The organism is Nostoc sp., from assembly GCF_036919495.1.
Taxonomy (GTDB): domain Bacteria; phylum Cyanobacteriota; class Cyanobacteriia; order Cyanobacteriales; family Nostocaceae; genus Nostoc.
In genome coordinates this window covers 1-14,491 of record NZ_JBALBZ010000137.1, presented here as the reverse complement: position 1 = coordinate 14,491, position 14,491 = coordinate 1, and the positions used below count along the sequence as shown (strand labels likewise).

The 14,491-nt window shown below is 40.6% G+C and carries 15 protein-coding genes and 2 pseudogenes; 10 read left to right on the top strand and 7 right to left on the bottom strand.

The window, feature by feature from the left end; translation table 11 throughout:
• Window positions 1-16: 16 nt before the first annotated feature.
• The 3 genes from V7K25_RS19215 to V7K25_RS19205 all read right to left on the bottom strand — a co-directional run bounded on the left by V7K25_RS19215 (window position 17) and on the right by V7K25_RS19205 (window position 2,398).
• Window positions 17-409 (bottom strand): protein-tyrosine phosphatase family protein, encoded by a 393-nt coding sequence (locus V7K25_RS19215; RefSeq protein WP_335160101.1) that lies wholly within the window; start codon window positions 407-409, stop codon window positions 17-19.
• A 110-nt stretch (window positions 410-519) separates the two neighbouring features.
• On the bottom strand, window positions 520-1,239 hold the full coding sequence (locus V7K25_RS19210; RefSeq protein WP_335160100.1) for a pyridoxine 5'-phosphate synthase: 720 nt from the start codon (window positions 1,237-1,239) through the stop codon (window positions 520-522).
• Between the two features lie 76 nt (window positions 1,240-1,315).
• Complete coding sequence (locus V7K25_RS19205; RefSeq protein ID WP_335160102.1) at window positions 1,316-2,398, bottom strand: sulfonate ABC transporter substrate-binding protein; 1,083 nt, start codon at window positions 2,396-2,398, stop codon at window positions 1,316-1,318.
• 211 nt (window positions 2,399-2,609) lie between these two features.
• Between V7K25_RS19205 and V7K25_RS19200 the strand changes: the two genes are divergently transcribed.
• From V7K25_RS19200 to V7K25_RS19190, 3 genes and pseudogenes are all read left to right on the top strand, one after another.
• Entirely contained in the window at window positions 2,610-3,299 is a 690-nt protein-coding gene (locus V7K25_RS19200) for a class I SAM-dependent methyltransferase (RefSeq protein WP_335160099.1), read from the top strand.
• Window positions 3,300-3,926: 627 nt separating this feature from the next.
• Window positions 3,927-4,286: a VOC family protein gene (locus V7K25_RS19195; RefSeq protein WP_335160098.1), complete on the top strand. Its 360-nt coding sequence runs from the start codon at window positions 3,927-3,929 to the stop codon at window positions 4,284-4,286.
• Between the two features lie 255 nt (window positions 4,287-4,541).
• Window positions 4,542-4,811: pseudogene (locus V7K25_RS19190) on the top strand (transposase); the annotation flags it as partial.
• Here the strand turns inward: V7K25_RS19190 and V7K25_RS19185 are convergent.
• Window positions 4,811-4,990: pseudogene (locus tag V7K25_RS19185) on the bottom strand (dienelactone hydrolase family protein); the annotation flags it as partial. The pseudogenes V7K25_RS19190 and V7K25_RS19185 sit on opposite strands and share 1 nt — an antisense overlap.
• A gap of 150 nt (window positions 4,991-5,140) precedes the next feature.
• Here V7K25_RS19185 and V7K25_RS19180 point away from each other — a divergent pair.
• From V7K25_RS19180 to V7K25_RS19165, 4 genes are all read left to right on the top strand, one after another.
• Complete coding sequence (locus V7K25_RS19180) at window positions 5,141-5,554, top strand: GNAT family acetyltransferase (RefSeq protein WP_335160097.1); 414 nt, start codon at window positions 5,141-5,143, stop codon at window positions 5,552-5,554.
• A 47-nt stretch (window positions 5,555-5,601) separates the two neighbouring features.
• Window positions 5,602-6,036, top strand: coding sequence for a VOC family protein (locus V7K25_RS19175; protein ID WP_335160096.1), 435 nt, complete (start codon window positions 5,602-5,604; stop codon window positions 6,034-6,036).
• Window positions 6,037-6,307: 271 nt separating this feature from the next.
• Window positions 6,308-7,330, top strand: a complete 1,023-nt coding sequence (locus V7K25_RS19170; RefSeq protein ID WP_335160095.1) for an NADP-dependent oxidoreductase — start codon at window positions 6,308-6,310, stop codon at window positions 7,328-7,330.
• A gap of 585 nt (window positions 7,331-7,915) precedes the next feature.
• Complete coding sequence (locus V7K25_RS19165; protein ID WP_335160094.1) at window positions 7,916-9,340, top strand: collagen-like protein; 1,425 nt, start codon at window positions 7,916-7,918, stop codon at window positions 9,338-9,340.
• 3 nt (window positions 9,341-9,343) lie between these two features.
• On the opposite strand, the gene V7K25_RS19160 is transcribed toward V7K25_RS19165, so the two are convergent.
• Window positions 9,344-9,904 (bottom strand): nitrate transporter, encoded by a 561-nt coding sequence (locus V7K25_RS19160; RefSeq protein ID WP_229555926.1) that lies wholly within the window; start codon window positions 9,902-9,904, stop codon window positions 9,344-9,346.
• Between the two features lie 277 nt (window positions 9,905-10,181).
• On the opposite strand from V7K25_RS19160, the gene V7K25_RS19155 reads away from it, so the two are divergent.
• Window positions 10,182-10,352, top strand: coding sequence for a hypothetical protein (locus V7K25_RS19155; protein WP_335160093.1), 171 nt, complete (start codon window positions 10,182-10,184; stop codon window positions 10,350-10,352).
• Between the two features lie 23 nt (window positions 10,353-10,375).
• The gene (locus V7K25_RS19150; RefSeq protein ID WP_229555927.1) at window positions 10,376-10,780 is read left to right on the top strand and encodes a DUF4112 domain-containing protein; all 405 of its coding nucleotides are present in this window, start codon (window positions 10,376-10,378) and stop codon (window positions 10,778-10,780) included.
• Window positions 10,781-11,427: 647 nt separating this feature from the next.
• On the opposite strand, the gene V7K25_RS19145 is transcribed toward V7K25_RS19150, so the two are convergent.
• Both V7K25_RS19145 and V7K25_RS19140 read right to left on the bottom strand, forming a co-directional pair.
• Window positions 11,428-11,679 (bottom strand): hypothetical protein, encoded by a 252-nt coding sequence (locus tag V7K25_RS19145; RefSeq protein ID WP_335160092.1) that lies wholly within the window; start codon window positions 11,677-11,679, stop codon window positions 11,428-11,430.
• 356 nt (window positions 11,680-12,035) lie between these two features.
• Window positions 12,036-12,611, bottom strand: coding sequence for a TIGR04376 family protein (locus tag V7K25_RS19140; RefSeq protein WP_335160091.1), 576 nt, complete (start codon window positions 12,609-12,611; stop codon window positions 12,036-12,038).
• Window positions 12,612-12,760: 149 nt separating this feature from the next.
• On the opposite strand from V7K25_RS19140, the gene V7K25_RS19135 reads away from it, so the two are divergent.
• Window positions 12,761-14,278, top strand: coding sequence for a DUF3131 domain-containing protein (locus tag V7K25_RS19135; protein WP_335160090.1), 1,518 nt, complete (start codon window positions 12,761-12,763; stop codon window positions 14,276-14,278).
• The last annotated feature ends 213 nt before the right edge of the window (window positions 14,279-14,491 follow it).

The following is a 14,491-nucleotide window of genomic DNA, read 5'->3' as shown; positions in this document are numbered from 1 at the left end:
TCTTCGGGGGTCATGCCTATGGTTTAAGTAAGTATTGTGTTCTCCCCATACTACACTCATGAATCAGTATTTCTGCAAAAATGGGATGCTCCCCAACGACTTTCTCATTTTCTTTATCTGCTTCTATTAAGAAAGGAAGTATTTTCTGTGTAAGGGTTTCTAAATCAGATAAATGGAAATCTGCAATAGGTGCCCAACAAACTAGCTGATTCCCAAATTCCTGTTTGTAGGTGTCCAGAAGATTAGAGTAAGAAGCTAGCTGTTGATTAGGAAGAAGGCAGCAAACTCGCTTGATATCTTGACGCTTCATGAATTCTATCCCATCCTGAACCTTATTGTTAGTGTATCCAGGTCGCGCAGCACCAAATACTATTTGCTCATTCTCCCAAGCTGGGGCAAACTTATACATATTTAACTGTCTGACTTCTGAATCTTGTTTTTGATGAAATAGAATACTTTAGCGGACTATTTATGCAGTAAAATATATACTGCTTCACCTATTATGAAAAAGGTTTCAATCTAGTTCAAAGATAGTATTTTTAAATATTCTTGCACAGCAGTAAATAATCCCACCTCCAAAGCATCAGCAATCAGGGCATGACCAATAGACACTTCAAGTATGCCAGAAATTGTACAGAATTTTTCTAAGTTTTGCAGATTTAAATCATGCCCAGCGTTCACTCCTAAACCAATTTCCTGAGCTTTGTGTGCTGCTTTTTGGTAGTCTTGAAATACAGACTTTACATTGCCATTACGAAAAGCTGTCGCATAAGGTTCTGTATATAGCTCAATGCGATCGCTTCCAATCTCTTTAGCACGTTTAATTTGAGTTAAGTCAGTATCCATAAACAAGCTAACTCGAACACCGAGGTCTTTTAGCTCTCGGATGATTGGTCTGAGCCAAGAGCCATCTGTAGCTAGATCCCATCCGTGGTCTGATGTGAAAGCATCAGGTGCATCAGGAACTAAGGTACACTGCGTTGGTTTGATTTTTCGGACTGTCTCTAAAAATTGAGGTGACGGATTACCTTCTATGTTGAACTCAACAGTCAATATCTGCGCCAGTGCATCGACATCTTCGGGCTTGATATGTCGCTGGTCTGGGCGAGGATGAACTGTGATTCCCTGTGCGCCAGCTTGAATGCAGGTCAAAGCCGCTTCAATCACACTCGGTCTACCAAAATTTCGAGCATTCCTGAGTAAAGCGACTTTGTTAAGGTTAACACTGAGATTGGTCATATTACCTGTTCACCCAAAACTGTATCACTGGCTGGCAAATAATAAATAGGCTAATCCGTAATTCAAAAATTACCAATTACGAATTATTCAATTTGCCTTGCCAAACAATTTCCTTAACTTTGATTTCTTTCGGAATCAATTTAATCTTGTAGAAGGCATCTGCAACCTCTTGTTGTTTAGTAATTACTTCGTCTGTGAGCGGAAGTACATCATGCTCACGCCGTTTTTCTGCGATTTCTAACACAGGAGCATCTATACCCAAAGCTGGAGAAAGAAATTTAGCAACTTCACTAGGATTATTTTTTGCCCATTCACTAACTTTTTTCACCTGATCGAGAACTATTTTCAAAGAATCTGGCTTGGCATCAACAAAAGATTTTGCAGCCAGATAATAACCACGATTGGGAGCTAATCCCGTCGCATCTACTAAGGTACGTGCGCCTGTTGCTGCTTCTGCTGCGGCTAAGTACGGGTCCCAAATTGCCCAAGCATCAACGTTTTTTTGCTCAAATACAGCACGAGCATCGGCGGGAGTGAGAGTTATTCGTTGAATATCACTGTACGGTACCCCTGCCTTTTCCAACGCTTTCACCAATAGGTAGTTAGCATTAGAACCTTTAGCAAAAGCCACTTTTTTACCCTTGAGTTCAGCCACACTTTTAATAGGTGAATCCTTGGGCACCAGAATAGCTTCAGCCTTGGGACTCCAAGGATCGTAGGCAACATAAAGCAAAGGAATACCCCCAGCTTGAGCAAATATAGGTGGTGATTCTCCGGTATAGCCAAAATCAATACTGCCTGCATTCAATGCCTCTAAGAGTGGAGGCCCAGCAGGAAATTCCGACCAAGTTACGGAAGTTCCTGAAGCTGCAAAAGCTTTTTCTAATTCTCCTCTCGCCTTCAGGGCATAGAGAACAGTTGACGCTTTCTGGTAACCTATGTGAACTGTGTTACCGCTAGCTGCTTGACTGGGGGCTTGGGTTGCCTGCGGTGTGCCAGAGTTGTTGCTTGCGCTTGGAGAACAAGCAGAGACAGCCAAAGTTAAACTAAGTCCCACTGCAAATAGTAGGGAAAAAGTGCGGATTCTTCGTTGTTGGAACCTTTGGAGAAAGGCAAAAGCCATACCCAACAGTCGGGTTAGAAAGAACTTAGTCAACATCATTACTCTGTTTAAAAGGGGAAATTAATATCAGACTACAGCAAAACTACGGTATAACTCCGGCAAGTTTATTGATTTACCGTACTACTGTAGAATGATAAAAATATCACATAATTAAAGCTGAAATGCAAGTTTATTCGCTGAATACAAAATTTCCCTTAAAAGTCATAGCAACATCAAATCTAAACTCAACGAAATCAGTAAGCAGGTGATGACAGATAATATTCTTGAACAACAGATTCAGTACTATCGCGCTAGAGCCAACGAATATGATGATTGGTTCTATAGGAAAGGACGCTACGATCGCGGTACCCAAAATAACCAGCGCTGGTTTAATGAAGTAGCTGTTATCAAAAATACATTACACCAAATTGGCGTGGTAGATGATATTTTAGAGTTAGCCTGTGGAACAGGTATCTGGACGCAGGAGCTTTTAAATATCGGGAAAAAAATTACTGCGATCGATGTCTCTGAAGAAGTGATTACAATTAATCGCTCGAAGTTAAATTCACCGAGTATTGAATATCACCTCATAGATTTATTTACATGGGAACCTGACACTGAATATAATTTAGTTTTCTTTGCCTTTTGGCTCTCTCATGTGCCGCCAAAATTACTCGATTCATTTTTGATAAAAGTCTATCAATCTGTTCGCCTTGGTGGACAAGTGTTTATAATTGACTCTCGCTTTGAACCGACATCAACGGCTAAGAATCATATTCTTAAAGACGACGGAAACATATATAAAAACCGAAAGTTAAATGATGGTCAAGAATTTCAGATTGTCAAAATTTTTTATCAGCCTGATGAACTTCAAGATAAGCTAAAGCAAGTAGGTTTTCATGCTGAGGCGAACGTGACAGATAACTATTTTATCTATGCACATGGAGCAAAGGTTTAAATAATTGGTAACTTCTAATGAGCTACGCCACGCTACGTTTGTGCTGCGTCTCGTAGAGAAGACAGTAATTCGTATTGATTTTAAATACATATTATACGCTACTGGTTCAGTATCATCCCGACCGACTTTATGATCAAGACTCTGCGTTCTGACTGTTTGCATAGCGGCAATCACAGGAGAAATTCATATCTTAAATACGTTTGGCTTAAAGTTTGATCCTCCCTAACTCCAGAGGAAACTTACCTTTATTTAGAAGTCCCTCTTGAAAAATCCAGATTGAAGGAAACCTCCGCTCCGGTTTTTGCTTAACTCCGACTTCTCTGTGTGCCAACCTTTGCCTTTCAGTTTTAATGCTCAATTCGCCACGGTTTTACGCAAGTTGTACCAAATACTGATGCTTCATCATGTATATATATTGGTGATAGCTATACAGATGACTTTTATAGGACTAAAGGAGTAGAAATGAAATGTATTTTGATTGACAGCAAACAACGTTATCTAGAGCTAGGTGAACAGAGAGTTGAAGACCTTTTTAAAATTGAAGATAAATTATTGATCAATCTTAGTTAACTATGGTTGCCGAGTAAGCAAAATAAAATCCACTAGCTGCCTAACAGACAGTTTGCAATGCAAATTCTTAAAGTACTAACCAGAGTCTATCTTAGTCCGATAGACTTGGATGAAGCGATCGCTTTCTATGAAAACCTCTTTACAGAAAAATGTTGGTTGTGGTTTCAATATTCCGAAGCTGAGTTGGAACTCGCAAGTGTGGGTTCTATTCTTTTAATTGCTGGTTCGGCAGAAGCACTCTCTTCATTCAAGAGTACACATGCAACATTTCTTGTTGACTCACTCAATGATTTTCGAGAAGCACTTATTCAGCAGGGTGCAGTGATTCTGGCTGAACCTAACAAAGTTCCCACTGGAGTCAATATGCGAGCGATGCATCCTGATGGAACCATTATTGAGTATGTTGAGTTTGCTTGATTAATTTTTAGCTCAAAAAGGATGTGCTGTGAAGGCTGCAATCAGACTAGCTAATGAAAGTGATGCATTGCAAATGCTGGCAATTTACAGCAATTTGATATCAAACCAGCCACAAAGATAGTAAACTGTAAAAATGTTAAGAATAGTATTTAAAGATGGCAGCATATTCAATTGACTTACGACAAAAGATATTAAGTGCGTGGCAAAACAAAGAAGGCAGCCAAAGGGAATTAGCAAGATGAGCGACCGGGAAATAAAGGCAAAAATATCACCGTAATTGGAGCTATGAGTGATGAGGGCTTAATTGCCACTATGACTTTTCCAGGTAGTCTTAACACTGCTAGCTTTTTAGTTTTTATTGAGCAAATTTTACTACCTCAATTATGGATTGGAGCAATTATAGTCATGGACAATTTACCCGTGCATTATGCTGCACCTGCAAAAGCGTTAATAGAATCTGTTGGCTCGAAGGTTAAGTTTTTGCCTCCATACTCACCTGATTTATCACCAATTGAATTATGTTAACCCTCTTTGGCAAATTTCTCAGCAACTTCCCGAATGTGAATATTGACGCCAAAGATTTCCTGAATCACGATAACAGCTGGGAATGTTCCCTTTTGTGCTGGTTCAGCTAAGTAAGCATCAATTTGCAAATCACCGTTAGGGACTTTAACTTGAGCGGTGCGAATTTCTGTGTTTGTCATCTTAAGGATTAGCCTGTAATTGCTTTGAGGACGAAATGTTTTATGGTAAATTTTGCAGTATATTACTTAATATCTACCGATTTACCGTACTTTAAAAGTAGTATTTCACAAACAATGGGCAAAGGCAAGTCCTTTGATTTAGAGATGTAGATGAATATAAGACCATATCAAGAATCTGATGCTGAATCAGTAAATGCTCTGTGGGATGAAGTATTTCCTAATAACCCATCGCACAGTAGCCCAAAATTGGTAATCAGTCAGAAGCTTGCTGTACAGCCTGAGTTGTTTTTCGTTACTGAGATTAACTCTGTAATTATAGGCACTATAATGACGGGATATGACGGGCATCGCAGTTGGCTATACACAGTTGCGGTCAGTCCTCACTATCAACGGCAGGGTATTGGTAGCAAGCTAGTGCGGCACGCAGAGAAGGTATTGATAGCGATGGGATGCCTCAAAATCAATCTCCAAGTCCGTGTCTCCAACGCAGAAGTAGTTGAGTTTTATAGAAAACTTGGCTATCTCGTCGAAGAACGCATCAGTATGGGAAAGCTTGTCGCATAGGTGATTGATTGTATTGCCAAATTTAACCCAAACTAGGAGAAAAATTTATGAAGCTTGATGCAGTTCATCATATTCAGGTAACTTATCCTCTTGAGGTGGAGGATGCAATGCTATTTTTTTACAGCAAAATTTTGGGATTGACTGAAATTCCCAGACCAGAGGTAATCAAAAACGATTCAGGAGCGTGGTACAAGTTGGGAGACATTGAGCTGCACATTAGCACAGAGAAAAACATCAATAACCAAGCATCTAGACGACATTATTGTTTTCAAGTCGATAACTTGAACGCCTTTGAGGAACACCTAAAAGGACATGGGGTAGAAATTATTCCCGATCAACGACCAATTCCAGGATGTGTAAGGTTTTTCCTGCGCGATCCCGGTGGGAATCGGATAGAAATTGCAGAGTTCGTCAAGAGTACTTTTGTCGAGATACAAACAGAGGAGTTACTATTAGAAAGACATTCAATAACGTTATCTTAGATACCAATATGATTGGAAGTTGCACGCCAGTTACTACTCTGCTTTAATACCATTTGCTTATGAGGCTGCGCCAAAGGTTTTTAACTTATTTGTGTATGTAGGAAGTGGGGAATAGGTAATCAGGCTTTTCAAGTTGTAGAGGGTTTGTTGAAAAATAAAATAGGAATTCTATATTTTTTGTAAGTTTCACACTAAAGGTAGAAGTGTTTTCGGAATATACATCTGTATGTATACCAATAAATGGTCAAATTAATTTAGAGGAAAATAACTTATGTCTGATTTAATTAACAAACAAATTATCCTTAAAAGCCGTCCAGTCGGCGAACCAAAGGAGAGGGATTTTGCTTTAGTAGAAACACCAATTCCCGAACCGGGTGAAGGCGAAATTCTTAGCCGCACCATTTATCTATCTCTCGACCCTTACATGCGTGGTCGCATTAGTGAAAGCAAGTCTTATGCTGCATCAGTAGAGTTGGATTCAGTTATTGTAGGTGGTACAGTCAGCCAAGTAATTAAATCAAATCATCCTCAATTTCAAGTTGGGGATTTTGTTCTTAGCAATAACGGTTGGCAAACTTATGCTGTATCTAAGGGTGAGACACTACGTAAACTTGATCCTACTCAAGCACCTTTATCCTATAGTCTAGGTGTATTGGGTATGCCAGGTCTGACTGCTTATGCTGCTTTACTTGATATCGGTCAACCGAAAGAAGGTGAAACTGTTGTGGTTTCAGCCGCTTCTGGCGCTGTAGGTACAGTAGCAGGTCAAATTGCCAAAATTAAAGGTGCGCGAGTCGTGGGAATTGTCGGAAGTGACGATAAGCGAGATTATATAGTTAAGGAATTAGGTTTTGATGTTGGCATTAATCGCAAAACTCAAGAACTTGATTCAGCCCTCAAAGAAGCTGCCCCTAATGGGATTGATGTTTACTATGACAATACAGCAGGTGTAATTCTAGAAGCTGTGTTGCAGCAAATCAACCTTGGGGCAAGAATTCCATTAGTAGGTTTGATTTCGGAGTATAACGCTACATCTACTCCACCAGGGCCTAATTTAAGACCACTACTAGTCAAACGAGCTTTAATCAAAGGTTTCTTAGTTAGCGATTATCAACATCGATTTAATAATTTTTTGCGTGATGTTTCTGGATGGTTACAGTCTGGTCAACTTAAGTATAAAGAAGATGTAGTTGTTGGTTTAGAGAACGCTCCTGATGCATTCATCGGTTTACTTCGAGGTGATAATTTTGGCAAGCTGATTATTAAGGTTAATGACGATCCAACAGCAGGTTGATCGGCTATTAAGCTAGGTGTGTGGTACGTTGACGCAAATCATATCATGTCATACCGTTTATTTGTGAAGCTGCATATATTTACCCCCCGGCTACGCCGTCCCCCCTTGTGAAGGCTACGGTCATACACACAAGTCGAATTACCCTCCTTAATCCCCCCGATATATTGGGGGGAAACCGGAAATCTAGTTCAATCCCCTTTATAAGGGGAGGGAAACCGAAAATCTAGTTCCCTCCCCTTTATAAGGGGAGGGTTAGGGTGGGGTAAAACCTTGGGTTTTTCAGCTATTTAAGACTTGTGTGTACACCGTAGTTTGTGAAGGGGGGACTAATTATGTGCATCTTCATACAGAATTGGTATCAGCTTGATTGCTATTAAACCCGAAGAACCCTAATCCGCCAAAGCTACGCTTTGTCTCCCCTCCCGAAGAGCGATAAGCTGTTGGGGGTGGGGTGTAATAACTGTGGTTAGCATAACTAATTATGGGGACATGATATCAGTAGCACATTACTAGATAAGAGGGAGCAAATTGTTGAAAGTCAGCGTCAGGAGTAGATAATTCAACTAAAGTTTTAGGTGTAACTAGATGCACAATGGTTTTAGGAGTAAGCTGCCACTACTGCTGACATTCTGCTTATTTACTAGCTTTTTGCCTGCCTCTGGTTCAGTTTTATGTCCAGCCGTTGCTTCTGACGAATACTATAAAGTAGCCAGAAATTATGGCAGAGATGGACGCACAGGAAGTGATGGACGATCGGGTAGAGATGGTGGCAGTGGTGAAAACCAAAATATTTTTATCAATGGTTCAGCCGTTAATCTTGACTTGTCCGGTAAAGATGGTGAAGACGGGGAAGACGGAGAACATGGCGAGCAACCTGATTGTAATTACCAACGCGATGCCTACGACGGGCTACGCCCACGCGTCAGCCACGACATAAATGCACCAAATGGTGCTAATGGCGGTAACGGTGGCAAAGGAGGAGATGGAGGAAATGGTGGTTCGCTCACAGTGTATTACAGCAATTTGGCAGAGTTACGGAACGTTTCCGTTCGGGCCACTGGTGGAGAAAGCGGGCGCGGTGGTAGAGGTGGCAATGGTACTGAGGGTTGCAACTGTCACAGACGGAGATGGGAAGTGAAAACTTGCAAGGGAACTCCTGGTAGCTCTGATTACAAGTGTACTGAGAAGGTTTATCGATGTAGGGATGGTAACGATGGCCGAAATGGCAGCGATGGTAGCGATGGTAGCCAAGGGCGCTTAGGAACTTTGAGTATTGTCAATAGCAAGGAACCTTTGGCAGATGATACTCCATCTGTGAAGCTTGCAATTTCGGAACTGACAAACAAACAGTTCAACCTCTCGAAGAATAAATGGAATCAACGGATGGGGGCAACTTCTCTACTTGTGCCTGGTTCTGCGATCGCTGATAATTACCTTGAGTTTGAACAGCGTCTAGAAGAAGCTTTTCAACTAGTTTGGCAAGAAAGACAACCCATCGCCACCTTTGGCAATCAAGCTGTAACACTAAATTTAACTGATAACAAACAAGTAGAAATTACTTTTCCCGAAGACTTATGGGTTGAGGGGAACACCAAAAATGAGGCTAACTTGACAACATTTACCGTTAACCATGCCATTCCCAAAAAAGATGTTACCCGGTTAGCGGTGGCAGAGTTTGCCGATGCAGGACAAAACCTCAACTTAAAAATAGTCGATTTGGCAGCAAAGTCTGATACTATTAATACTCAATTTCGCGTAAAATTCCGCACACAAGATAGCTTGCACGGTTTTTCTGGCTACAAAACTGAATATGAAGGGGATATTCCTAACGAACTTGTGACTCGTGACTACAACCGTTTTACTTTAGCTTTGGGTAAACTCAAAATTCCTGATGAAGCTTTACGCCCTGGTGTCAACGTTGATATTGAAGTCGTAGCAACTCGTTCTTTGGGAATACGTTCTGCGAAGCAAACTATTAGCTGGCAGGGTGCAATCCGCAAGCCTAGATAAAATTTAGGAAGATTTTTTCCCATCTGAAACCATTTGCGAGAGAATATAGGCTGCAAAATCTAGTAATTGATCCAGCAAAAAGCCAATAATACCGATGTAGAGAATCTCCTGAATTATGTAATCGGCATTGCCAGCTTTATAAGCATCCCACAGGGTAAAGCCAAGTCCTCTTGGACCGATTAACATTTCTGTAGCAATAACTATAAACCAGGCTACCCAAATGCTAACTTTCAAGGCGTGAAATAGATGAAATATAGCTACTCGAAAGTTATTATTCTGTCTATGAAAATGCCGCATCCCTATTGCCGTATTAATAATCATCGTCCAGAGAGTTCCTAAAAAAACTACTATAATAGCAGCCGATTCGCTCTCTTGAAATGCTATTAGGCTAAGAGGTAGCAAAGCTATAGGCGGGATACTATGTGGTATTTGAAATATTAGCCTAAATAGCTGATAAATCATGCTATTTAGACCTATGAAATATCCAATAAAACTACCCAGGACAACGGCTGGAATGTAACCGACAAACAACCGTTGTAGGCTAGCTAAAATGTCTAAAAACATATTATTCTCTCTGCCTCAGTTCTTATAAAAAATATTTGAGAAATACTGTGGCAACAACGCAAAATAGGAATAAACAAGTGTATTTAATTACACATCATCTTTGAACACCATAATATTTTTGATATTTTTTCCTCCTTGATGGTTAATCAAAAACTTAAGTATTCTTACGATGTGCTAGTAGTAATACAAAGAAGATGTAAAACTTGGCTTTACTAAACCTTATCAGAAAAATAAATCCTGATTAGTAAATTAAATACAATTTCCAGAATTTATTTGCTTGATAATTGTACTAATACCAATTAGTAATGAAGTTGCACAAAATCAAGCTTGGTCAGACTTGGGGCTTGAGCAAATTGTTCGGGAGCATTCACATAGCGTCAGTGTGGGTAGTCCACTACCTTTTCTTTCTGACGGTACAGGACAAATAATTAAAAATGGTGCAAATTAAGAGTAGTGTAAATATCAGAAATTATGGACGCTGCTAAACGCCTTGCTACTCTCAATCGCATCCGCAAACTCAGCCGTCTGATGGATACATCTATACGCATCCCTCTAACAGGTTTCCGCATTGGAATAGATCCAATTATTGGTTTGGTTCCAGGTGCTGGTGATTTAATCAGTACAGCGTTTTCAGCTTATATCATATTTTTAGCTACCCGTTTTGGCATCCCACGTCAAGATTTAGCCAAAATGATTTTTAATGTTGGTTTGGAAGCAGTCGTTGGTACTGTGCCTTTAGTGGGTGATTTATTTGATGCTTTCTATAAGTCTAATATTCGCAATTTGGCTATCTTGGAGCAACATTTGACAGTAGTTGAACCAAAACTCAAAGAAGTGTCTGATGAACTTTATTCTGATAAGTTCAGACAAGTTTAAGTTAGTCGTCATAGCATCACTAATCTTGTCACTGCCTTCCGCTCCTTTCAATCTTTGGAAGTTCCAAGCTAAAGGAATTTGCGTGTTATATGATAACACCTTTAACTACCCAAGTTTGATACCCTGTTGCTTGAGTAGATTTAGTAACAAGTTTTTAAATATGCCACTTAGGATACCAATAAGAGGAGTAGGAACAGTTAGGAGATATCGGCGGAAAGTTTTGACATCAAAAGGCCAAACTGGCAACTCATCGGTCATAGTGTATAAAGTGCGTAGCTGCTGAATTTTTTCAGATTTTTTCTTGAAGGCTTCTGTGTCTTCAGTCAGACTAGTATAAATTCCTGAATACTCTGCTCGGAACTGTCGAGCAATTTTATGTAAAGACTCATATATACGACTGCAAATGTGGCAATCGTAATGGTCAATCCTGGCAGAAGACTAGAGCTAGTCCAACTCTCTTCTAATCTAGGTCTGATTATAAAAACAATAGTGCTGAAAAAGAGAGCGCTGGCAAGCGCAGAAAGTTTGCGCCATTTTTGGGAATAGAGGTTAATAACAAATTGATCAATCTCTGATTTGTCAATTTCTAATACGTCAGATTTTTCCAGGTCTTGAATTACTTTATCGATTGCTTGAAAACTCCACAACTAATATCCCAATGTTACTGGATTAATGAAAAGTCCTACTAACCAGGGAATCCAGTCTCGAAGCAACCCCATCTCCCCCTGCTTAGACCACAGCGTATTACTTAGGAATGCAGTAAAAAGATAAACTACAGTAGCGGTAACTGCTGCCAACAGTCCAGAAGTTAGAGGAGAAAGACTAAATTTTTCAATTACTAAATACGCAACAAGATCAAATTGGTGAAGGTTTCGTTTGTGCGAAATATCGGAATTCATTTTTTCTTTAAAAATGAGTCAGGTCAATAACACCATACATATTTAGGGGTAATTGTGCCAATTTCGACAAACAAAATATAGTAATAAATCTGGTGAGCCACTAAGGGACTTCCAAAAAATAAATTATCCCAACTTAATTTGTACGTTTATAGGAGCGCACAGTGGGCCCCTACGTTCGCGGAACACCCCGCAGGTTTTACTGGAAGTCCCTAAAGTTAAGAACTAACGGCAAAATCAGCATTTCTCGTTTGATAAAGAGTTTTTGGTACATACCTTACCCCAAACGATGCTTTGAGCAAGCTGTTGGCTGGGCATGATATCTCTCGGACTAATGACTAATGACTGTATCTTTACGATTATTTTCCTAAATTCCGCTTCATTTGTTCTAACTCATCCTGAGTTTCCCAGCTACGGAACTTCTCTTCTAAGTCATCAAAGCCACCAGAATAACTGCTAGTTTTATTTGACCAGCCGCTAGTTTCAAAACGCTGCTGGGTTTGCGCTTTAGCACGGGCTGTCTGTGCTTCGGCTGCTTTAGCTTGCACTTCTTGTCGCCGTTGCTGAATTTTTTGCAGTAGTTCCTGAGATTGGTTAATGCGTTCTTTCAGCCCTTGCATGTGTCCCCAGCGCTGATTTCCTTCGCGCAACAGGGCTGCTTCTCGTTCACCTGCCGCACTTGCCAAATCTTCTCTGTCGGCGTTTTTGGCTTTTTGAATACGGATATGCCAACGCTGAATTTCTTGAGCAGTGGACAGAATTTCTTCTTGCGATCGCTTCTCTTGTACTTGTAAATCTGCGATCAGCTTTAATGTGCCTTCCTCTTGCTCACGCAGCTGTTCTAGCAGCGCCTCTAACTCCAAATGTGGATTGTTACGCAAGAATTCTTCTAAACGGTTTTCTAGAAACCGACTCAAATCATCAAATAATCCCACTGCTAGAACTCCAGAGATCGGATGCGTGACTATTTTATTGTAGTAGTCAGGTGAACTTCTGAGTGTTAGTTAGATTTAAAAATTGGGAAGAATGTATTTGGTGAAAATACGCAAGCAACGCTAACCTACAAGATAAGGCTTTAATCAGTATGAGTTCTGATTTTCAACCGCCATCTAAGAGTTTGTCCATACTAGCTTCTGTCGGAGGAATAGTTACCGGTCTAATTGCGATCGCAATTTTAAATGTTTGGTCTAAGCAAGTTCCCAAGACTTCTATAGAAAAACCTGAAATATCAACATCCCAAACTGCTGTACGACAATCGGTACAACCGGAGAAATCCCAACGCCCTGTTTCTGGTGCTAAAGAACCTGAAATAGTTGCCAGTCTTGATGCGAAATCCGTCGTTTTACCAGGTCAGCCCATTCCTAAGAACCAACTAACTGTATCAATAATTCCATACATTGCTCCTAGAGTTGGAAAACTGACCCCAGAAGAAACGACAACTGCCCGTCAGGCTTGGTCATACTTCCAGCGCAATTGGAACGATGAAACTGGCTTAGTCAATTCCGTTGATGGCTTTGCCTCTGTCAGTATGTGGGATCAGACAGCAGCGATCGCAGCTTTGGTCAGTGCTAGAGAACTCAATATTGTGCCTGCGGCTGATTTTGATGCCAAAATGACTAAAATGTTGAATACATTGGCATCTATGCCTTTATACAAAGGGGAGCTACCCAACAAAGTCTACAATGCAAAAACCCTTGTACCCGTTAATTATGGTCAACTAGAAAAACGCGAAGAAATTGGTTGGTCAGCCATAGATTTAGGGCGGATGGCAATCTGGCTGAAGATTGTCGGCACAAAGTATCCAGAGATGCAGCTAGAAACAGAAGCAATTTGGAAACATTGGCAAGTCAAGCGTCTGACCAAAAATGGACAAATGTACGGTACTGCCGTTATTAAAGGCAAAGAACAGTACAACCAAGAAGGTCGCTTGGGCTATGAGAATTATGCCGCTTATGGTTTAAAGCTTTGGGGCTTGGATGTTACACAAGCATTGGATTATCAATCCCATACTGCCTTTGTTGATCTTTATGGACAGGGAGTTCCTTACGACCAACGGGACTATAAAAACTCTGGAGCCAATAACTACGTTCTTAGCGAACCCTATATCTTAGATGGCATCGAAACTGGGTTTCAAGCTTTGCCTAAAATATACGCCGATCGCATTTTAGCTGCTCAAGCAGCGCGTTATGAAGCGACAAAACAATTAACTGCCGTCACGGAAGACAACTTAGATCGCCCCCCATACTTTGTTTACAGCAGCTTGTTTGTCAACGGAGAACCTTGGGCAACCATCGCAGATACTAGAGAAAAACACAACGATTTGCGGTTCCTCAGTGCCAAAGCTGCGATCGGCTGGCATGTGCTTTACAATACTACTTACACCAGTCAGTTATTTGATTTTGTCCAAGCTAACCTTAAATCTAAAGACGGCTGGTACAACGGTTTTTATGAATCTCTGCGTCAGCCAAATAAAACTCTTACTGCCAATAATAATGGCGTGATTTTAGAAAGCTTGCTATATAAAAAGGTCGGACAGCCACTTACAGTTTGGGCAGGAGTTAAAAGTCAGAAGTTAACCCAGAGGGCTATCAGAACACCGTAAGTTACAACAGCTAAGATTCTCAGATAGTAAAAAAACTGGCGTTGCATACAGCGCTTTCGGCTATTATGCAATACAGTTTTTCTCCTTGCCCTCTTCTATCAAAGCTTTCAGATTTCGTGATGTACCTCATGGTAGAGTCGATGCCCGGTATTATCCGGGGCACCTCTCTGTTAAATCTGGGCGTGCGACTTTCACCGCACCCAGCTTCCGATG